Source organism: Bartonella sp. AC535YNZD (assembly GCF_042196625.1).
GTDB lineage: Bacteria > Pseudomonadota > Alphaproteobacteria > Rhizobiales > Rhizobiaceae > Bartonella.
This window is the reverse complement of record NZ_JBHIQP010000006.1, coordinates 76140-97747: the sequence shown is the minus strand read 5'-3', so window position 1 is coordinate 97747 and position 21608 is coordinate 76140. Positions and strand designations below refer to the sequence as shown.

The 21608-nt window shown below is 35.3% G+C and carries 20 protein-coding genes, 1 tRNA gene and 1 pseudogene; 11 read left to right on the top strand and 11 right to left on the bottom strand.

Translation table 11 applies throughout. From position 1 onward, the window contains the following. Positions 1-126: 126 nt before the first annotated feature. A complete protein-coding gene (gatC, locus tag ACFIM8_RS05255; RefSeq protein WP_375606898.1) occupies positions 127-414 on the top strand; it encodes an Asp-tRNA(Asn)/Glu-tRNA(Gln) amidotransferase subunit GatC in 288 nt (95 codons plus the stop codon). A 31-nt stretch (positions 415-445) separates the two neighbouring features. Next, positions 446-1933 carry an Asp-tRNA(Asn)/Glu-tRNA(Gln) amidotransferase subunit GatA gene (gatA, locus tag ACFIM8_RS05250; RefSeq protein ID WP_375608349.1) on the top strand — a complete coding sequence of 496 codons (1488 nt, stop codon included), beginning with the start codon at positions 446-448 and terminating at the stop codon, positions 1931-1933. Between the two features lie 88 nt (positions 1934-2021). On the opposite strand, the gene ACFIM8_RS05245 is transcribed toward gatA, so the two are convergent. From ACFIM8_RS05245 to ACFIM8_RS05225, 5 genes are all read right to left on the bottom strand, one after another. After that, the gene (locus tag ACFIM8_RS05245) at positions 2022-2732 is read right to left on the bottom strand and encodes an ABC transporter ATP-binding protein (protein ID WP_375606896.1); all 711 of its coding nucleotides are present in this window, start codon (positions 2730-2732) and stop codon (positions 2022-2024) included. Next, on the bottom strand, positions 2719-3501 hold the full coding sequence (locus tag ACFIM8_RS05240; protein ID WP_375606895.1) for an ABC transporter ATP-binding protein: 783 nt from the start codon (positions 3499-3501) through the stop codon (positions 2719-2721). Before ACFIM8_RS05240 ends, ACFIM8_RS05245 begins: the two co-directional genes overlap by 14 nt. Further along, on the bottom strand, positions 3498-4556 hold the full coding sequence (locus ACFIM8_RS05235) for a branched-chain amino acid ABC transporter permease (RefSeq protein ID WP_375606894.1): 1059 nt from the start codon (positions 4554-4556) through the stop codon (positions 3498-3500). Before ACFIM8_RS05235 ends, ACFIM8_RS05240 begins: the two co-directional genes overlap by 4 nt. Next, complete coding sequence (locus ACFIM8_RS05230) at positions 4556-5632, bottom strand: branched-chain amino acid ABC transporter permease (RefSeq protein WP_375606893.1); 1077 nt, start codon at positions 5630-5632, stop codon at positions 4556-4558. Before ACFIM8_RS05230 ends, ACFIM8_RS05235 begins: the two co-directional genes overlap by 1 nt. A 113-nt stretch (positions 5633-5745) precedes the next feature. Next, a complete protein-coding gene (locus tag ACFIM8_RS05225) occupies positions 5746-6879 on the bottom strand; it encodes an ABC transporter substrate-binding protein (protein ID WP_375606892.1) in 1134 nt (377 codons plus the stop codon). A 325-nt stretch (positions 6880-7204) separates the two neighbouring features. On the opposite strand from ACFIM8_RS05225, the gene ACFIM8_RS05220 reads away from it, so the two are divergent. The 4 genes from ACFIM8_RS05220 (at position 7205) to ACFIM8_RS05205 (ending at position 10145) form a co-directional block, all read left to right on the top strand. Continuing rightward, positions 7205-7780 (top strand): cold-shock protein, encoded by a 576-nt coding sequence (locus tag ACFIM8_RS05220; protein ID WP_375606891.1) that lies wholly within the window; start codon positions 7205-7207, stop codon positions 7778-7780. Between the two features lie 261 nt (positions 7781-8041). Continuing rightward, entirely contained in the window at positions 8042-8554 is a 513-nt protein-coding gene (locus ACFIM8_RS05215; RefSeq protein ID WP_375614117.1) for a DUF192 domain-containing protein, read from the top strand. After that, positions 8551-9324: an alpha/beta fold hydrolase gene (locus ACFIM8_RS05210; protein WP_375606889.1), complete on the top strand. Its 774-nt coding sequence runs from the start codon at positions 8551-8553 to the stop codon at positions 9322-9324. Before ACFIM8_RS05215 ends, ACFIM8_RS05210 begins: the two co-directional genes overlap by 4 nt. A gap of 608 nt (positions 9325-9932) precedes the next feature. Further along, positions 9933-10145, top strand: coding sequence for a DUF3126 family protein (locus ACFIM8_RS05205; RefSeq protein WP_375606888.1), 213 nt, complete (start codon positions 9933-9935; stop codon positions 10143-10145). 45 nt (positions 10146-10190) lie between these two features. On the opposite strand, the gene radC is transcribed toward ACFIM8_RS05205, so the two are convergent. From radC to sfsA, 3 genes are read right to left on the bottom strand one after another with little or no spacing between them, the layout of a single operon-like run. After that, on the bottom strand, positions 10191-10985 hold the full coding sequence (gene radC, locus ACFIM8_RS05200; protein WP_375606887.1) for a DNA repair protein RadC: 795 nt from the start codon (positions 10983-10985) through the stop codon (positions 10191-10193). A gap of 17 nt (positions 10986-11002) precedes the next feature. Further along, a complete protein-coding gene (map, locus tag ACFIM8_RS05195) occupies positions 11003-11833 on the bottom strand; it encodes a type I methionyl aminopeptidase (protein WP_375606886.1) in 831 nt (276 codons plus the stop codon). After that, positions 11826-12542, bottom strand: coding sequence for a DNA/RNA nuclease SfsA (gene sfsA / locus ACFIM8_RS05190; RefSeq protein ID WP_375606885.1), 717 nt, complete (start codon positions 12540-12542; stop codon positions 11826-11828). Before sfsA ends, map begins: the two co-directional genes overlap by 8 nt. Positions 12543-12809: 267 nt before the next feature. On the opposite strand from sfsA, the gene ACFIM8_RS05185 reads away from it, so the two are divergent. The 4 genes from ACFIM8_RS05185 to ttcA all read left to right on the top strand — a co-directional run bounded on the left by ACFIM8_RS05185 (position 12810) and on the right by ttcA (position 16395). Then, entirely contained in the window at positions 12810-13646 is an 837-nt protein-coding gene (locus tag ACFIM8_RS05185) for an RNA methyltransferase (protein WP_375606884.1), read from the top strand. Beyond that, positions 13639-14466: a glutamate racemase gene (murI, locus tag ACFIM8_RS05180; RefSeq protein ID WP_375606883.1), complete on the top strand. Its 828-nt coding sequence runs from the start codon at positions 13639-13641 to the stop codon at positions 14464-14466. The genes ACFIM8_RS05185 and murI overlap by 8 nt, the downstream gene beginning before the upstream one ends. 170 nt (positions 14467-14636) lie before the next feature. Then, positions 14637-15254 (top strand): 30S ribosomal protein S4, encoded by a 618-nt coding sequence (gene rpsD, locus ACFIM8_RS05175; protein ID WP_375606882.1) that lies wholly within the window; start codon positions 14637-14639, stop codon positions 15252-15254. A 265-nt stretch (positions 15255-15519) separates the two neighbouring features. After that, positions 15520-16395, top strand: coding sequence for a tRNA 2-thiocytidine(32) synthetase TtcA (gene ttcA, locus ACFIM8_RS05170; RefSeq protein WP_375614596.1), 876 nt, complete (start codon positions 15520-15522; stop codon positions 16393-16395). A 954-nt stretch (positions 16396-17349) separates the two neighbouring features. Here the strand turns inward: ttcA and rimO are convergent. Together rimO and lexA are read right to left on the bottom strand one after the other, a co-directional pair. Further along, entirely contained in the window at positions 17350-18663 is a 1314-nt protein-coding gene (gene rimO, locus ACFIM8_RS05165; RefSeq protein WP_375606880.1) for a 30S ribosomal protein S12 methylthiotransferase RimO, read from the bottom strand. A gap of 497 nt (positions 18664-19160) precedes the next feature. Then, a complete protein-coding gene (gene lexA / locus ACFIM8_RS05160; RefSeq protein ID WP_375609539.1) occupies positions 19161-19865 on the bottom strand; it encodes a transcriptional repressor LexA in 705 nt (234 codons plus the stop codon). 1236 nt (positions 19866-21101) lie between these two features. On the opposite strand from lexA, the gene ACFIM8_RS05155 reads away from it, so the two are divergent. After that, a tRNA-Lys gene (locus tag ACFIM8_RS05155) sits at positions 21102-21177 on the top strand. A gap of 86 nt (positions 21178-21263) precedes the next feature. Here the strand turns inward: ACFIM8_RS05155 and ACFIM8_RS05150 are convergent. Further along, positions 21264-21441 (bottom strand): annotated as a pseudogene (locus tag ACFIM8_RS05150) (integrase); the annotation flags it as partial. Positions 21442-21608 lie beyond the last annotated feature (167 nt).

The following is a 21608-nucleotide window of genomic DNA, read 5'->3' as shown; positions in this document are numbered from 1 at the left end:
ATGTTTCAGATCTATAGTTATATTCTTTATTCATGTTATCTAATATTCTTGCACTTACAAGTGCAGCCTTGTATAGCCAGAATAAAGATCAATAAATAAACAAAAAAGCAGAAAGGCGTAAAGAGTATGTCTGTTGATCAAGAGACAGTCAAGCGGATAGCACATTTAGCAAGGATTGCTCTCCACGATGATGAGATAGAACCTGTGACAAAAAAATTCAATGCTATTTTAGGTTTTGTAGAGCAATTGAATGAAGTTGATGTCAGTGGAGTTGAGCCATTAACTTCTGTGATGCCGATGACTCTACGAATGCGTGAAGATAGTGTTACAGATGGCGATAAAGCAGCAGATATTGTAGCCAATGCCCCTGTTACAGAAGAAAATTTTTTTCTTGTCTCAAAAATTGTTGAGTAACTTTTTATATTTTTGAAATTTGAGAACCAATATGACTGATTTAACAACTCTCACAATTGCGCAAGCTCGTGATGCTTTAATAAAGAAAAATCTCAAAGCAACAGAATTAACGGAAGCTTATTTACAAGCAATAGAATCAGCTAATCCAATTTTGAATGCTTATGTAACAATAACAGCAGAACAGGCAATGAAAATGGCTGCTGAATCAGACAGTCGCTTAGCGAGAGGGCAGGAAGGGCTTTTGGAAGGAATTCCCTTGGGGATTAAAGATCTTTTTGCAACCTATGGTGTTCATACTCAAGCCTGTTCAAATATCCTTGATGGTTTTAAACCGCACTATGAATCAACTGTCACGGCTAATTTATGGCAAGATGGTGCTGTGATGTTAGGAAAACTTAATATGGATGAGTTTGCTATGGGCTCATCCAACGAAACATCATATTATGGTCCCGTTATTAATCCATGGAAAAAAAAAGGCTCAAATGAAAAACTCGTACCCGGTGGTTCTTCAGGTGGTTCTGCAGCCGCTGTTGCGGCACAAATTTGTGCTGGTGCAACTGCAACCGATACAGGTGGCTCAATACGTCAACCCGCAGCTTTTACTGGAACTGTAGGAATAAAGCCAACTTATGGACGTTGTTCGCGATGGGGCGTTGTTGCGTTTGCTTCATCTCTTGATCAAGCTGGACCTGTTGCTAGAGATGTTCGTGATTGTGCTATTTTACTAAGATCAATGGCCTCTTTTGATGAAAAAGATTCTACTTCCGTCAATTTACCAGTTCCTGATTATGAAAGTTATCTTGGTCAATCAATCAAAGGAATGAAAATCGGTATTCCAAAAGAATATCATGTAGATGGAATGTCTCCAGAAATTATTGAGCTTTGGCAAAAAGGAATAAATTGGTTAAAAGAAGCAGGTGCTGAGATTAAAGATATTTCTTTGCCCCATACAAAATATGCTCTACCTTCTTATTACATTATCGCTCCTGCAGAAGCCTCTTCTAATTTAGCGCGTTATGATGGTGTGCGTTTTGGTTTGCGCATGCCTGGAAAAGACATCATTGAGATGTATGAAAATACGCGTTCTGTTGGTTTTGGAGATGAAGTCAAACGGCGCATTCTGGTTGGAACTTATGTTCTTTCATCTGGGTATTATGATGCCTGTTATTTAAGAGCTCAAAAAGTAAGAACACTCGTAAAGCGTGATTTTGACCAATGTTTTGCTTCAGGCATTGATGCTATTTTGACACCAGCAACACCAACACCTGCTTTTGGTATTGCTGATGAAAAAATAAAAAATGATGCTGTCGCAATGTATCTTAATGATATTTTTACGGTACCAGTTAATATGGCTGGTTTACCAGGAATTTCTGTTCCTGCTGGTCTGTCATCAAATGGTTTACCGTTAGGACTGCAATTGATTGGTAAACCTTTTTCTGAGGAAGTTATTTTTCAGATAGCGCACATTATTGAACAAGCAGCAGGAGTATACTGTGCAGAAAAATGGTGGATATCATAGTTAAGCGCAAAAAGGCATTTCTCATTAAATAGAGAGATGCTTTTTTAAAAGGAGGAGGGGAGAACTTTATTTCCTTAATTTGTAGCCTTTATCCACCAAGATAGGCTTCTTTAACACGTGGATCAGAAAGCATAGCTTTACCTTCACCGTGAAATAAAATATGCCCTACCTCTAAAATATAAGCATAGTCAGCTATGGAAAGTGCAGCAAATGCATTTTGCTCAATAAGAAGAACAGTTTTTCCCATATCATTAATTTTTCGGATAATTGAAAAAATTTCCCGAACGAGAAGGGGCGCTAATCCCAACGACGGTTCATCTAATATGACCATATCAGGATTGCTCATGAGTGCGCGGCCTACAGCAACCATTTGTTGTTCCCCACCTGACATTGTTCCTCCCAACTGTTTTGATCTTTCACGTAGGCGCGGAAAAAGATCAAATATCCATTCAATATCACGAGAAATTCCCTGTTTATCATGACGGATATAAGCACCTAGATGGAGATTCTCTAAAACAGTGAGATGAGGCATAATACGACGCCCTTCAGGACTGAGAGCAATCCCTAAACGCAAAATCTCTTCTGGTGACTTTTTAATAATTGATTTGCCATTATAGGTAATTTCTCCATACACAGAGCGATTAAGTCCTGTAATAGAACGTACAATACTGCTTTTTCCTGCACCATTGGCGCCAATTAAAGTGACAATACTTCCTTTTTTTATGGACATAGAAAGATCTTGGACAGCTTTAATGGCACCATAATGAACGTGAAGATTTTTTATTTTAAGAATATCCATACACATCTCCGCCAAGATAAGCTTCAATAACTTTAGGGTTATTACGAATTTCATCTGGTGTACCATTGGCAATGCAACAGCCATGTTCCATGACTAAAATATGTTGGCAAAGTCCCATAACCACTTTCATATCATGCTCGATAAGAAGAATTGTAAGATCAAAGTCTTTTTGCACTTTTGTTATAAATTCTTTAAGATCTTCGCTTTCTTGTGGATTCATGCCAGCAACAGGTTCATCAAGAAGAAGCAATTTGGGCTTTGTGGCTAACGCACGTGCAATTTCTAGACGTCGCTGCACACCATAAGGTAAAGCTGTTGCCGATTGATTGGCAAGGTGATCAAGTTGTAGCCGTTCAAGAAGCTCCATGGAGTTTTTATAAATTTCTTTTTTTTCTTTCATTGCTTTTGAAAAAAATAGAGCTGAAGAAAACCAAGGATATTTTTGTCGAACATGCGCCCCCACCATAACATTTTGCAAAACCGTTAACCCTGAAAAAAGACGAATATTTTGAAATGTTCGGGCGATATGGCGTCTGCAGATAATATAAGGAGGTGCTCCAGAAATTTTTTGCTCATCAAAAAGAATAATACCGCTCGTAGGGGCATAAAATCCCGAAATCATATTGAAAACTGTTGTTTTTCCAGCACCATTGGGACCAATTAATCCAGTAATACTTCCTCGTTTAATTGCCATATTAATATTATTTACAGCAACTAATCCGCCAAAACGCATGACGATCTCGTTGAGTGAAAGGATGGTGTCGTTCATAGATTTCCCTCAGTATTAGAAAGTTTTTTGCGTATCAGAAAGCTATAAATTCCATTCCATGAGAATTCACGTTGTCCCATCAAGCCTTTTCTCCAAAACAAGATAATTACCAGCAATAAAAGAGAAAAAACAACCATACGAAGTCCTGGTGTTTCTGGAATATGTATAAAACCTAAGTCAAATGGACTTTCAATAATACGAAGCCATTCAAGCATAACTGTAATAACAATGCTACCAATAATACTCCCTGTAATTGAACCCAAACCACCAGCAACAACAATCATCAAAATATTAAAAGTGAGAAGAAAATTAAACATTTTGGGATCAATGGTTGAAATAAGAGCAGCCATTAATGCTCCACCTATACCTGCAAAAAACGCTCCAACAGTAAAAGAAAAACTACGGTAGAAAAAAGCGTTAATTCCCATAGTTTTCGCAGCTATTTCATCATCACGAATAGCACGTAATACATTACCAGTATTGCTTCGCAGTAAGAGAACAATAAAGAGAACTGTGAATGCTAGCCAACCATAGTTCCACCATAATGTTGCATTTTGAGGTATTCCTTTGATTCCTAAAGAGCCATTTGTGAGCGATGTTGCATTTGTAATGACAATGCGAATAATTTCTGCAAAACCCAATGTTGCAATTCCAAGATAATCACCACCAAGACGCAATATTGGCAAAGCAATCAATAAACCTACAACTGCGGCACACAAACCACTTACAACAACAGCAATGAAAAAAGGTAATTGCAGATGATACAATGGTTCAGCGATAGGCTCAAGAATCCACATCATCTCTTTTTGTTCAGGAGAAAGCAGTAAAATTGCGCAGACATAAGCACCAATAGCCATAAAGCCAGCATGTCCAAGAGAAAACATACCTGTAAAACCATAAATCAAATTAAGCGAAATTGCCAGTATCGCATTAATAGCAATCAGATTTATGATACGAAGCGTATAGTCATTAAAATGGCTATCAGCATAAAATAAAAAACCTATGAGAACTAAAACACTTATACACGATAAAATAGTTGTCACTGACTTTGCCATTAGATTTTCTCCTGACTTTTTTTACCCATTAATCCTGTGGGCAATATCAATAAAATCAGAATCAATAAAATGAAAGCGAAGGCATCTCGATATCCAGATAGCGCGGGGAAAAATGCGATAATCATAATTTCAATAAACCCTAATAACAATCCTCCCAACATTGCTCCTGGTATCGAACCAATCCCTCCGATAACAGCAGCGATAAATGCTTTGAGACCAGGAAGAACACCCATATAAGGCTGAATTTGAGGATAGCGCAAAGACCACATAATGCCTGATATAGCGGCAAGTGCTGAGCCTATTCCAAATGTAAATGCAATGACTTTATTAACAGATACACCCATCAAACGCGTCGTTTCAATATCATGGGAGATTGCACGCATAGCAAGACCCGGTTTCGTTTTATGGATAATCCATAACAGTAATACAATAAGAATTAATGACACAACGGGAACAATCAGAGACATAGGAGCAATTCTAATGATACCATCTGCGTCTGATCCTAGATGCCATAAAAATGGTGTTACAAGAAAATCTGGTTGTTTTACACCTTTCGGAATACCACTAAAGAGTACAGTAGCAAGATTTTCAATAAAAAAAGAAACACCGATCGCACCGATCAATGCCGAGATACGTGGAGCATGGCGTAGAGGTTTATAGGCAAGTTGATCAACAGTAACACCCACTGCACTTGTAATAAAAATGGAAAAACAAAGCGCTAAAACCCAAATCGGAGTGAAATCCTGTGGAGAAATTTTAAAGTAATAAACAAACCCTAAAGCAAGAATTAAAAAAACAGCAATCCAATAAATTGGAGGACGCCTTTTAAACCCTACAAAGACCGAATAATAAACAAGAGCAGCGAGGAACAAAAGAAGAAGGGCTGCCCAAGCAGGCATAAAGCCAATTGTGGAAAAGAAAACAAAATATGCTCCCAGCATAAAAATATCACCGTGAGCAAAATTAATGAGTCTCAGTATACCGTAGACCATAGTATAACCAATAGCGATAAGTCCATAAAGAGATCCCAATGCCAGTGCATTAAAAAAATACTGGATGAACATTTCAGTGCTCATCTCTCATCCTTCCACATTTGTTAATTTACATAAGACAACAAGAAACCTTTAAGTTTTTGGTTGAGAAAAGATCCTCAACCAATTCTTGTATTTTCATTAGTAAAACTTCTTAATTAAAAAGCAGGTTTAACTTCTTCTAAATAAACACGTTTTCCATCCTGTATTTTAATGATACCAATAGGAATTTTAGGATTATGATTTTCATCCATGGACATATCACCAAAGGGGGTTGGAAAATCTTTTAATTTGCTAAGTGCGATAGTAATTTTTTCACGATCAGCGCTACCTGCATTTTCAATAGCCTTCATAAACATCATATAACTCGTGTACCCTAAAACAGAATTGATATTTGGCTCTTTGTCAGGGTAAGCTTCTCTCCATTCTTTTGTGAATTCTTGCGCAGCTACTGACATATTTGGCATATCCTCACTATAGGGAAGTGTTGTATGTAAGAAACCTTCTGCCGCTTTTCCTGCAATCGTAATGGTTTCTGGATTATCCATAGCATCTCCACCCATAATTTGAAACTTCGCTCCTAATTCTCGTGCTTGTTTCATGATGATAGCACCTTCAGAAAAATAAGATGGAATGAATAAAATATCAGGTTTTTGTGCAATAATTTGCGTAAGAACAGCTGAAAAATCCTGATCTCCGGAATTATAGTTTAAATTTGAGATAACTTCACCACCTAATTTTTTGAAAGCACGTGTAAAATAACTTGCAAGACCAATAGCATAATCGTTTGAAATATCTTTGAGGATAGCAGCTTTTTTTGCGTGTAAAGTTTGGCTTACATAAGTTGCGATTCCTACTCCTTGATAGGAATCAATAAAGCAAGCGCGAAAGTAATATTTTTTACCCTGTGTAACAAGGGGACTCGTTGAGGACGTTGCAATGGTTGGAGTCTTTGCTTTTTCAGATATTTCACCACCTGCCAACGAAAGCGAAGAGCCATAGCTGCCAATGATTCCACTCACTTTTTCACTTGCTGTTAAACGCATAACAGCATTAGCTGCTTCTACTTTATCAGACTTATTATCAATAATAACAAGTTCCACTTTACGGCCTAAAATTTCTGGAACTTTTTTATGGGCTAATTCTATACCTCTAATTTCAAGCTGACCTCCAAATGCATTTTGACCACTTAATGGAAGATAAACACCAATTTTGATAGGTTCACTTGCATACACATTTGCTGTAAATGCCATGAATGCTGTGATTGTCGTAAGGATTTTTTTCAATTGCATGCGCATTTTCCTTAATTGAATTGTCGTTTTTGCACCTTATATTGAACTTCTTCATCATGCAAGTTACACATTAATGAAAATATCATTATGTAAAAAAACCTTTTATATGATCTCTTTTGTAGGGCATTCCTTGTAAGATATATAAAGCGTACAATCAAATAGTTTTATAAATATTCATGTTGATATTCTCTGATGTTAACATAGAAGATACGACAATATGGGGAAATCTTATCTTGGGACTTGCGTGTTGGTACAAGAGCAATGTTTACTTAAACTTAGAGAATCAATATCGTACAATTTATAAAAGCTACAGGATCACGTTATTATGACGAGTAAGGATGCATTAAAGGATTGTTCCCTATCTGAGGAGAGTATAGGTGCTTGTGGAGAGATTATTGAAATAAGTGGTGTCATTAAGTGGTTTGATGGTAGTAAGGGGTATGGATTTATTGTACCTGATTTACCTCATTTTCCCGATATATTATTGCATGTTACAGTAATGCGACGGGATGGTTTTCAAACAGCGATGGAAGGAGCTAAAGTTATTTGTGCTGTGGAAAAAACTGAACGAGGATTAAAGTGCGTTCAGGTGAAATCCATAGATTGTTCTTCAGCTGTTCACCCATCAGAAGTTCCAGCCCGTACCCATGTTGTTGTGACTCCAGAAAGTGGCCTAGAACGTGCAATTGTTAAATGGTTTAATCGTGATAAAGGTTTCGGTTTTCTTAGCCGTGGACAAGGAACAGAAGATATTTTTATTCATATGGAGACGTTGCGCCGTTTTGGTTTAGCAGAGCTTCGTTCGGGCCAAGTTGTTCTTGTGCGTTTTGGAAAAGGGGAAAAAGGTTTAATGACAGCAGAAATTTATCCAGATATAGGTATTCCTTTTTCTACGCATTAAATTATTGTGCATTGAATTTCACTAGTAAAATCAGTATGTTTTCTGTGTTTTTTAAAGGTAATTATTGCATAAAAAGCTAGAGAGGTAAATATATTTCAAGAAAATATGACTCTCGTGAATCGATAAACCAAATGGAAAAATTGCTCCTATTGTGTTGAGAAAAAATAGAGAAAAACAATGAAACAGCTCTCTTTTTTTTGATTTTTTAGCACTTTTTATTTTAGAAACAAAGTTTGAAATTTTTCTGTGGTGGAGACAAGAATGTTAAAGCCTTTTAAAAAAGAGCATATCATTTTATTGGCGATACTTTTTATGTTAAACGTGCATGTTGTTTTAGCAAAGAAGCCCATAGAGATTCCCGTTCATCCAATTCCTTTAGAAATACATACAAAGCAAGGTGCGATTTATTATAAGGTAGAGCTTGCTTTTACACCATCTCAAGCAGCAGCTGGTTTAATGTATCGGACTGATTTTCCACGCGATCGTGCAATGCTCTTTAAGCAGCAAAAAGGTTATCTATCGGGAGATGAGCAGAAGTTTTTTATGTGGATGGCAAATACACCTTTACCTTTAGATATGATTTTTTTAAACTCTGAGGGAATTATTGTATCGATTATTGAAAATACTTCTCCATTTTCAACAAACACTATTTCCTCAGGAGTTCCTGCAGCTTTTGCACTTGAAATTAATGCTGGTGAAGTTTCTGAAAAACAGATACAAAAAGGGCAACGTGTTATTCATCCTGTACTTTGTGGAAAGTGCAATAAAAAATGACCGCTGAAGATATTCGTTTTTTTGAATATGATGGTTTGCGATTTGCTTATCGAGAAGAAGGGCAAGGCGCTCCTGTTTTGTTGATCCATGGTTTTGGATCTTCTGCACGGGTGAATTGGTATGCGACAGGTTGGTTTCGTATTCTCACGGAAGCAGGATATCGTGTTATTGCTCTTGATAATCGCGGTCACGGAGATTCAGTTAAAAGTTATGATCCTGCTTTTTATACACCTCAAGCTATGGCTGGTGATGCGATAAAGTTACTACAGCATTTAGAGTTATCTAAAGCCCATGTTATGGGATATTCTATGGGAGCTCGTATTAGTGCTTTTATGGCTCTTTTGCATCCAACATATGTGAACAGCGTTATTTTTGGTGGTTTAGGTATTGGTATGGTAACGGGAGCAGGAAATTGGGAGCCTGTGGCTGAAGCTCTTTTAGCGGAAGATATTTCTACCATTACCAATACGCGCGGTTTAATGTTCCGTAAATTTGCTGATCAAACGAAAAGCGATAGACGTGCTCTGGCTGCTTGTATTATCACATCAAAACAGGAGTTAACGGCATCTGAAATTTACAAAATCGAACAACCTGCACTTGTTGCCGTTGGTTCATTAGATGAAATTGGTGGCGCTGCAGAACCATTAGCAGCTTTGTTGCCTTGTGGTGAAGCTTTATCAATTCCTGGTCGTGATCATATGCTTGCTGTAGGCGATAAAGTTTATAAAAAAGGAGTTATCGATTTTCTTTCTCGTTATCCTATAAAATAAGCATTCTTCATAGGTTTTAGTATTTACAAAAATACCTAATATTCTTCTATATAAACTGAAAGCTTATTTAAAAATTTCCCATTGTGAAATGAATTTTTATAAAAATGGAGAGAAAAATGAACTCTTATTAACTTATTTTGTATATTTTTTAGAGATGTAATTCTTCTAAGGTTAGACAATATCTACTTTAAAAAGTCGTTAAAAAGAATTATTTTTTAATGATATAATAATGTTTTTTGCTAAAAACTGTAGCTTTAAATAAAAAAGTTTTGTTCTTTGAATTTTTTATAGAAGGAACAAAACTATAAATGGTTGATCAATTTTTCTCCCGAATAGGAATCTGTAAATGCAGATGCTAAAATTAGAAATAAAGTAAAATTATTAAAAATATACAATTTTCTGCCGTTTTTTAATTTATACGGGTATATTTAATAATGAGGATTCCTTTTGTAGAAGTTTTTTATGAATGTATAAAAAGCAGTGTAAATATATGTAATATTAAGTGAATATTCAGATTAAGCTTTTTTACTAACTTTATAGAATCATAGGTGTGTCTTATTTGCATGACACGCAATTATTTTAATTGTCTCAAAAAATAGGAGAGTATAGTGAATGCTGATGAAATAAAAAAACTTAATAATTATTTAAAAAATATATTCCAAAACTCAGCATTGCACGTCAAAGCACGGCCTAAGAAAGATGATTCTTGTGAGGTTTATATGGGGGATGAGTTTTTAGGTATTATTTATCGAGATGAAGATGAAGATGAGCTGTCCTATAATTTTTCAATGGCTATATTAGATATTGATTTAGAAAATTGATTCGTTATTCATTGTTGAATGAAGCCTTTTTTCATCCTATAAGGTTTATATAAGCTTTAATGCTTTAAAGCTCGTGTGGTTATTTCGTGCGATAATAAGGTGATCGTGGATAGTAATGCCTAATGCATTTGCTGCGTCTTTTAATCTGTATGTCATTGTTATATCTGCGTCAGATGGTGTGGAATCGCCAGAAGGGTGATTGTGGACTAAAATCAATCCTGATGCGGATAACTCTAAAGCTCGAGAAATAACTTCACGAGGATAAACAGGAGTATGATCAATAGTTCCAGTTTGTTGCACCTCATCAGCAAGTAAGCCGTTTTTCTTATCAAGAAATAAAATACGAAATTGTTCACGGGTTTCGTGAGCCATAACAGCTTTACAATAAGCTAACACTTTATCCCATGATGAAAAAATATCGCGTTTAAATAATTGTGCACGAGCAAGACGTCCAGCAACATCTGAGATAATTTTTAAATCAATTGCAGTTGCGGGACCACATCCTTGAACTTCTTGAAGCCGGTGAATATCAGCTCCCAATACATCAGCTAATGAACCAAAACGTGCTATCAAATTTTTAGCTATGGGTTTTGTATTTGCGCGGGGGATTGTGCGAAAAAGCAATAATTCAAGATATTCATAATCTTCAATTGCATTTCCTTTTGACTTTAAATAGCGTTTCCGAAGACGTTCACGATGTCCTTGATAATGTTTATGAAGCTGTGTGTTTTTCTCAGGCTCTTTACTTTTTCTTTCAGATACTGGGATGAGTGGAAAACTTGATGTTAATGCAAAGTGATTACTTTGAATATCTTCCTTTTGATTTAATTTTTTAGCCATAACATCTCTACAGTGCATTAGGTATACGAATTGGGAATATAAAAAATATTTTTAGGAGATTGTGTAAATATTTCACACCCCTCATTTGTGACACCAATTGTATGTTCATATTGTGCTGTCAAAGAGCGGTCGCGGGTAACGGCAGTCCAACCATCAGATAAAATCTTAACTTGTGGCTTACCAAGGTTAATCATAGGCTCAATTGTAAACATCATACCTTGTTTTAATTCGACTCCTTCTCCAGGGTTTCCATAATGGAGGATATTGGGTGCATCATGAAAAAGCTGACCGATACCATGTCCGCAAAAATCTCTCACAATTGAGCACCGTTCAGATTCTGCATACTGTTGAATAGCAGCACCAATATCACCTGTGGTTGCTCCAGGCTTAACAACAGCAATTCCTTTCATAAGACTTTCATAGGTTATTTGTAAAAGGCGTTCTGCAGCACGTCTGATTTTTCCAACAGGATACATTCGACTTGAATCTCCATGCCAACCATCAAGGATAAAGGTTACATCAACATTCACAATATCGCCTTCTTGCAAGGGTCTTTTATTGGGAATACCATGACAAACAACGTGATTGATGGATGTACAGCATGAATGGCTGTATCCATGATAATTTAAATCAGCAGGAAGAGCTCCTCGCTTAGCACCAAAAATGAATACAAAATCATCTATTTCTTGCGTAGTAACACCTGGCTTAATAATATCCGTAAGCGCATCAAGGCATTCTGCAGCAATACGACCAACTTCACGCATTTTAGCAAAAGCATAATCATCAAAAATGCGGATTTTCCCATTAAATTTTAAAGGTATTTCATTATATTCAATATACTCAGTCATTGTTTCTTCTGTTTTCTATTTTCACTCTCTGAATCGGAAAAATGCCTTCTACACTTACATGACACTTTACAGCATAACATTCTACTCCTGATTTTAATGCTAAATCAAACTTACGTCCATAGAGTGGATCAAGATCATGACAAATTGTAAAAGCTGAGCAATCTTCTCGTTGAATAATATAAAGCATAGCTGCTCGTTTTCCTTGTTGTACAACCCCTATAAGTTCTTCAAGGTGACGTGCACCACGTTTTGTTTCTGTATCAGGAAATTCTGCTAATCCTTTTTGACGAATAAAATGAACATTTTTAACTTCTAGGTAACAATCAGGAAGAATGTCATCACGTAAAAGAAAGTCAATTCGTGATTGTATCCCATAGCGTTGTTCTTTTAAGATTGTTTTATACCCACTTAATTCTGGTAGTAATCCGTTTTGAATTGCTTCTAGTGCAAGTTTATTGGGTAAAGTGGTATTAATGCCAACCAAAGTATTATCGGCTTCAACAATTTCTAATTGATAGGCATATTTTCGCTTGCTGTTGTTATGATATGAAAGCCAAATATTGGAGTTGGAAGCTGTTAATCCAAGCATTGATCCTGTATTAGGGACCGACACGGTGAAAACATGTTGATCATCTTGTTTAACATCCGCAAGAAAACGTTTATAACGACGGATAAGCTTTGCAGGAAAAAGTTTGGGAATAAAATACATATTCCTTTTTTAGGATTTATGATTTCATAATTCAACTGAGATTATGACGGGTAGGAGTTGTCACCTACTAAACAAGATAAAATTAATGTAAAAAATGTTACGATATCTTATATAAGTTACGATATCTTATATAAATTGTATAAACTCCATAGTCTACTTTGAATGGCTTTTAAAATTTATTATTAACAAGCATTGGTGTACTTCGAAGAAGATTGCTTTTAAAAAAACAACGAATGGAGCATAAGTAAGTGCAATTAGGGAGTATTGATGGCAGGAACGAATAAGAATCGTGAAAATTTAACAAATGGTCCCGTTATTATTTTAGTTGAACCGCAGCTTCCTGAAAATATTGGTATGGTCGCAAGGGCAATGGCAAATTTTGGGCTTTCTAAGCTTCGATTAGTCAATCCTCGAGAAATGTTTCCAAATGAAAAAGCTAGAGCTGCTGCAAGTAAAGCTGATCATGTCATTAACAACGCTGTGATTTTTGATACATTGCGTGATTCAATTGCAGATTTACACTATGTTTTTGCCACAACAGCGCGTGAAAGATGTGGATTTAAAACTGTAAAAAGTGCTGTCGAAGCAGCAAGCGTATTACGTCAGCGTGAAAGTATCGGACATAAGACAGGTATTGTCTTTGGAAGAGAGAGATGGGGACTAGAAAATGATGAAATCAGCCTTGTTGATGAAATCATCACTTTTCCAGTTAATCCTGCTTTTGCATCTCTCAATATTGCGCAAGCGGTTCTTTTAATGTCTTACGAATGGATGAAAACAGGTCTAGAGAATGTCAGCGATACGGCATTTCGTGCCGCAGAGATGGAACCTGCAAATAAAACAATATTTCATGGTTTTTTATCTCAGTTAGAAGAGGCTTTGGATATTCGTGGATATTTTAGACCCCCAGAACGCAAAGAAGTGATGCTTGCAAATTTACGCTCTGTTTTTACGCGTGCTAACTTTAGTGAACCTGAGGTTCGTTTATTGCGGGGCGTTATATCTTCACTGGATTATTTTTCACCACAATATCCACGGGGAAGTGGAGCACCTAAAGAGCGCGACCGTAAAAAATTACAAACAAGTGTGAAAACTGATGGATGAACAGCCTGTTCTTTTTTTTGATAGTGGTATTGGTGGTTTAACTGTCTTAAGGGAAGTGCGTGTTCTTATCCCTGAAAGGCAATTTATTTATGTGGCTGATGATGCGGGATTCCCTTATGGCAATTGGGAAGAAAATGTTTTGAAAGACCATATTTTAAAGATTTTTACAAATCTTTTAACACGTTATAATCCCGCCTTATGTGTCATTGCTTGCAATACTGTTTCTACACTGATGATGGCAGATTTACGACAAAATTTTCCTCATGTTCCTTTTGTAGGAACGGTTCCTGCAATTAAATTAGCTGCTGAACAGACGAAATCTGGTTTTATTTCCGTATTAGCAACCCCTGGAACAGTTAAACGTGCTTATACAAATGAATTAATCAACTCTTTTGCTGGACAGTGTCATGTTCAGCTTGTGGGAAGTGAAAAGCTTGCTGGATTTGCTGAAAATTATTTACGGGGAAAATCTATCGATTCGAAAGAGATAAAGAAAGAAATCCTTCCATGTTTTGTGGAAAAAAATGGCAAATATACTGATATTATTGTTTTAGCCTGCACACATTATCCTTTTTTGATTAGCTTCTTTCGTGAACAAGCTTTATGGTCCGTTAAATGGATTGATCCAGCAAAGGCTATCGCTAAACATACCAGATCATTATTGCCATTGTCGGAAAAAATACAGCAGCAACCTGTAAAGAAGTATCAAGATTTTGTGTTGCTAACATCAAAAAAGGTCACTTCTTCAACGGAGCGTTTATTAAAAGGATTTGGCTTAAAACTCATGAAAAGAGTTGACTTTGGGATACGAGATCAATAAAACTGTTCCAGCTTTTTCTTTCAAGAAAATGGCATTAATTGACGTGTCCCGTGGATAACTTTGCATATTGATATGTTAAGGTATTCTGTCAGTCTTTAGTATTTAAAGGCAGAGGAGGGCGCGTTTCCTTGGGGTCTTAAGATCTCGTGTTTTATTTTAAAGGAAATGCGATGAGTAAACGCGAAACAACAAAGTATAAAATTGACCGTCGTATGGGAGAAAATATTTGGGGTCGTCCAAAATCTCCCGTCAATCGTCGTGATTATGGTCCAGGTCAGCATGGACAGCGTCGTAAAGGAAAACTTTCTGACTATGGGGTGCAGTTGCGCGCTAAACAAAAGCTGAAAGGGTTTTATGGAGATATTTCAGAAAAGCAATTTCATAAAACTTATGAAGAAGCCGCTCGTCGACGGGGTGATACTGGTGAAAATCTTATCGGTCTGTTAGAGTCACGTTTGGATGCTGTCGTCTATCGCGCAAAATTTGTACCTACAATTTTTGCTTCTCGTCAATTTATCAACCACGGTCATGTTAACGTAAATGGGCGGCGTACAAATATTCAATCTTATCGTTGTAAGCCTGGTGATGTTATTGAGGTTCGGGAAAAATCAAAACAACTTGTTTTAGTTTTAGAAGCAGTACAATTGGCAGAACGTGATGTCCCTGATTATATTGAAGCTGATCATAAACAGATGAAAGCAACCTTTACACGTATTCCTGCTTTTGCAGATGTTCCTTATGCTGTGCAAATGGAACCTAATTTGGTTGTTGAATTTTATTCTCGATAATTTTTTATGAGGAAACATGTTTTCCTCTTTCTGTGATTATAACTTCAAAATAGTGTGTTTTTTATAATCTTTGAAGTTAACAAGTGTTTTTTGTGAATGGTTCTATATTAAGTTTATTGCTATGTTTTAGAGCGATAAACTTATATAGTTCCATTTCTTTTTTATGTATCTAATTTTATAAATTCAAAAAACATAAATGTAAGTTTACTTTATATTTGTTTCTGTCTTTGCAAAACGAGCTATTACTTGTGCAGGATATGGTATTATGAATGATGTTTCAGTTGAATATCAAACAATAGAGGAAAACGAAGAGAGAGATGATCTTTTGGAAAGAGAAGCAGATGAATGTCATCCAATATTTCGGGTTGCTCCTTCCAGCGTAGAATTTAATAAATTGCGCAAACGGCTTTTGCGTCATATGCGGCAGGCTTTGGATGATTTTTCTATGCTCTCTACGGGAAAAAAATGGCTTGTCGCTTTATCGGGTGGAAAAGACTCTTATGGTTTATTAGCGCTTCTTTTAGACTTAAAATGGCGTGGTCTTTTACCCATTGAAATTCTTGCTTGTAATCTTGATCAAGGACAACCAGGATTCCCGAAACATATTCTTCCAGACTTTTTAAGTTCTTATAAAATTCCCTATCGTATTGAATATCAGGATACTTATTCCATTGTTACAGATAAATTGGCAAAGACGCAGACATATTGTTCCCTTTGTTCTCGTTTACGACGAGGAAATCTCTATCGCATTGCACGTGAGGAGGGCTGTTCTGCATTAGTTTTAGGTCATCATCGTGATGATGTTTTGGAAACGTTTTTCATGAATTTGTTTCATGGTGGTCGATTAGCCGCTATGCCTGGAAAACTTAAAAATGATGAAGGTGATCTTTTTGTATTACGTCCTCTTGTCTATGCTGCTGAAGAAGATATGGAAAAATTTTCTCAAGCAATGCAATTCCCAATTATTCCTTGTAATCTTTGCGGCAGTCAAGATGGTTTACAACGTAATGCAATGAAAGAAATGCTGAAAAATATAGAAAGACAAATGCCAGGACGTAAAGATACGATGATTCGCGCTTTAACAAATGTACGTCCAAGTCATTTGCTTGATAAGAAATTCTTTAACTTTAAAGCGTGTTAATAAAAATTAGATGCTCTAAAAATAAGTTTAAAGATTTTGAAATAAAGCGCTTCCTTAAATAGACATCTCTCAAAGAGCACCCAAGACCATTTCACGACGGCGTCCATGAAGGATATTATTGTAAAATCCATTAAGCACTCCCATCTTTACGTTTATGAAGGAGTAAGCTGGGCACCATCACTCATTTTACCAGCTCGTAGATGTTGCGACAGCCCTTAGCACTTAAGACGATTCATAAAAGCTCCTTTCTTTAACATTTTTTGTCCACACATTCATCCCGCTTGTAACGTGCAAACGAATGATTTTTATTGATTCAATATAAACAGGTCTAAAATGAAATAATCTTACGATATTCTGGACTATCATTCAACATACAAAACTGTGAATTATCATTATAAATCAATATATTGCTTTATAAATAATAATCGGAAATTGCACTGCTTGAGAAAATTTTTCCATATCTTCCTCAGCTGCATAGACAATACGATAATTTATTGTTTTGCAATTTAACTATAAGATTATTTTATTTCAAATTCTCTTATATTACATCCATAAACATTTCCTTGCATATCACAAGTGGTATTTTTGTGTGTATAAAACACAATTGAAAAAAAACTTCTTTCATAAACCAATGACTGTTGAAATTTGAAAACGGGAAAATAGCATGATTATCAGTTTATTCTTTTATTAATTAAATATGGGGCAATCTTTAGGGATTTTATTTTATCCTGTTGTGCTATAAAACCCTATCATTTAGGGTGGAGCACTAAGAAAATATATAAATCTGATATTACTTTTTAGAATGTATAGCGAGTATTCAGGGCAGGGATTTCCTGTAATTTCTCATGAAGTGCATTACACACTTCGAACACGGCTCATTGTGAGAAGTCACTTTTTTATAAATCGACTTTGATAGGAATCTTCGTCATTTAGAGACTAGAAAGCGTTCAATTGTTAAACGGCTATGCCATAAAGGTCATAGGCATCCGATTGTTCGATTTTAACAGTGACAAATTCACCCACACGCAGTGGACGTCGTGATGATATATGGACAACACCATCTATTTCTGGAGCATCGTACTGACTACGTCCTTTGGCAACTTTTCCTTGACTTTCATCGATAAGTACTCGGAGTCTTTTTCCAATTTTTTTCTTTAAAAGATGTGTAGAAATTTGTTGTTGTTTTGCCATAAAACGATGCCAGCGGTTTTCTTTCACCTCCTCAGGAATATTTTTTAATCCCAAATCATTTGCGGCAGCTCCTTTTACTTCTTCATATTTAAAGCACCCAGCGCGTTCAATTTTTGCTTCTTCTAGCCATTCTAGAAGTATATTAAAATCTTCATTCGTTTCACCAGGAAAACCAACTATAAATGTTGATCGCAAAGTAAGATCTGGACATATTTTTCGCCATTTTTCAATTCTACGGTTTGTTTTTTCCATAAGTGCGGGACGCTTCATGTGACGCAAAACAGTCGGTGATGCATGCTGAAAAGGTATATCCAGATAAGGAAGAATTTTTTTTGCAGCCATAAGTTCGATAACTTCATCAACATGGGGATAAGGATAAACGTAATGCATACGTACCCAAATACCCATATCGCCTAATTCGCGACAAAGATCAAAGAATTTGGTTTTGATTGTACGATCTTTCCAAGAATTTTCGAGATATTTAAGATCAACACCATAAGCACTCGTATCTTGTGAAATAACCAAAAGTTCTTTTACACCCGCTTGCACGAGTTTTTCAGCTTCACGAAGAACATCGCTGATGGGACGTGAAGTGAGATCACCACGCAAAGTAGGTATGATACAAAAACTACACCGATTAGAGCATCCTTCAGAAATCTTTAAGTAGGCATAATGGCGAGGAGTTAAACGAATACCTTGGGGAGGAACTAAATCAAGAAAAGGATCATGAACAGGGGGAATTGCTGTATGAACAGCTTCTATAACGCTTTCATAAGCTTGCGGTTTTGTAATAGCCAATACATTAGGATATGTTTGGCGAATAGCATCAGGATCAGCACCAAGACACCCTGTTACAATAACTTTTCCATTTTTTTTAAGAGCTTCATCAATATTGGCTAATGATTCTCTCCTTGCCGAGTCAAGAAAACCACAGGTATTCACAATAACGACATCAGCTCCTTGATGTTGACGTGAAATCTCATACCCTTCAGAGCGAAGACGTGTAATAATTCGCTCAGAATCTACGAGTGCTTTTGGGCATCCGAGAGAGACAAAACTAATACGAGGTGCGACCATAATAATCCTATAATGACTATGAACAATTGAATGACTCTTTTATTGGCTTAAAAAGAAAAAATGTTCTTTATTTTTATACATATGCAATACAATCTGTTACAAATTTATTTGATTTTTTTCTACAATATTTTACGTGATTTTATACATGCATATGATTTTATCTTATTATACTGTAAAATACCATCGTTGAGAGCGATGATATAAAGCAAACTCCTAAAACATTCAGTACTTTAGAGCGTGTAATGAATATTTCTAAGCTTACTTATCAAGCCTTGCGTAAGTGAAGCGCGTAAAAGGGAAGGGAAAAAAGAATTCATTCAACAAGAATCTGAATTATTCTCAGATCAGATTGGGGGAGGATGTCTTTTGAGGAGTGAGAAGAAAATCAATTTCTTGTGGCACAATATTAAAAATGTCCAACGGTTTTTTTTACTGTATTTTATTGGCGTATGTATAGCGTAATATAAAATGCGATTGTTATTTAATATTATTGTTATTTAATATTTACGAATAAGTCCAGTAAGCTTGCCTTGTATCTCTACACGCTCGGATTTGTATGTACGTACTTCATAGTGAGGATTCGCAGCTTCTAATGCAATAGAGGCTCCTTTGCGTCGATAACGTTTTAATGTTGCCTCTTTTTTATCAATAAACGCGACAATAATTTCACCTGATATTGCTGTATTTTGGCGTTTCACAATGATCGTATCTTTATCAAGGATACCAGCCTCCACCATAGAATTATCTTTAACTTCTAGTGCATAGTGCTCACCTGTATTAACCATATCGTGTGGAAGAGAAAGTGTGCTTGTTTGTTGCAGTATAGCAGAAGCAGGAACGCTCGCAGAAATGCGTCCCATAATGGGAATGGTGGTATTTTTTTTTTCTTCTACTTCAAAATTACTCAAGTTTTTGGATATTTTTCTTTTATTTTTTTCTATCATACTGGGAGAAATCTTACGTGCTAAAGAAAGGTTGAATGTTATTTTCTCAGGGAGTCGAATCACCTCCATTGCACGCGCACGATTGGGCAAACGACGTATAAAACCTCTTTGTTCTAAAGCTATAATAAGCTTATGAATACCAGACTTTGAAGAAAGTTCTAATGCATTTTTCATTTCTTCAAAAGAAGGAGAAACTCCTGTTTCTTTTATATGATTGTGAATAAACAAGAGTAACTCATATTGTTTACATGTCAGCATTCAATGTCCCAATCAAAATAATAAAAAGGAATAAAGTAAAAATACGTGTATACATAATAATTCTACATTTTTTTCGCTAAATCAAAATTATTTGCTTTATTTTTGATCTTATAAGTGAAGTTAATATGTTTATTTATATTTAATGTATTATAAATATAAAATTATTTATTTAATAACATTATTAAAATATTATTTATATATTATATAAATACATTAATATTACATCATATATAAAAATATTTTATAGCTCTGAAATAAACTGAATTATTCGACACTAAAGTTTATGATCAGTGGTATCTTTTTCTTTTAAAATATATATACGTATCTTGTAATTTCTGATATAAAAAGTGAATTAGAAAATATTATTGTCAATAATAGAACTGATCACTCAAGGTGTATCGAGAATCATTTTGCATTATTATGTCTGCTTTATTTTATAGAATAAATTGGCTTTCATTATATAGCCATTGTGCATGAATAAAAGTCATCCCTCTAGAATGCTATTGTCGCTCATTGGTACATTTGTTTAAAAAAGTATCTCTCAATGTGCTTGCTTTCATCAAGACTTTGTGATGAATAATATAAAATCTATTGGATTGCCGCATTTTTATATCAAACGTGCTAACACTATCATACTATTTTGCTATCCCCTTAATGTTTCGATAATTTTTAGTTATTGAAAGAAGGCATAAGTATCATTTTCATTTCTTTTTTTATATAGTTTTATTCCCTCACTTTTATTGGTCGAGCAAATGCTTTTTATTGTTTCAATATAAAAAAGATTTGAAATGAGAAAAACTTACAGTATTTGAGAATTTTCACTCAAGTAAAAAATGATAAATTATTATAAATCAATATATTATCTTATAAATCTGTATTCATATTTGAAAATTGAACACTAAAATATAAAAATAATATTATAATAAAAGGTATTTTTCTTCTCTACCCATTATGCTCAACAACCCATGTGAGGGGAAGGGGGGATTTCTCATAATTTTAACGCTTCGAATCTATGCAATATTTTGCAGTGAAATTTTTCCTTTATTGAAACTTCAAAAAGAAGATTAAAAAGTACTTATACAATGATGAAGTAAAGGAGCGAAAACGGAAAATTATTGATAACTGCAGAAAATAATAATATTTTTTCCAAAAGGTGTTGACCAAATGGAAAGTCAACCGTATGTTCCCTTCACTTTCTGCAAACTACATAGTATGCAAACTAGATAGCTTGTGTGGGAGCGCGTAGCTCAGCTGGTAGAGCAACTGACTTTTAATCAGTAGGTCCAGGGTTCGAATCCCTGCGCGCTCACCAAATTTAAGTAATATCAATAGGCTATAAAAAATTTAAGAATCTTTTTTGTTTTGATTCTTTTTGAAATTTTTTGATTCTATAGTCTGTCATTTTCTATCAGCTGTTTTGGAATAGAGCGATGCTATGCTGTCTCCTTCCCAACAAAAAAGAGCTTTAAGCTTACGGATAGGGTTGTACCTGCGTTGGCAGCACATGTAGTTTCTAATTTTCTCAATCCATAGGTGGTTTTTTAATACTCAATACATTACATGATTCGCAAAACAGTTGCTAAAATCACCACTTATTCACACTTTAATATTATGAAATGAATTTTCTATAAGATGTTGATTTATTTAACTTTTAATCTTTTTAACATCTACTATAGTACATTTATTTCGTATGAAAACCATAAAAAAGTTAACAATACGTTAATTTCTTGGTAAAAGAAGCCA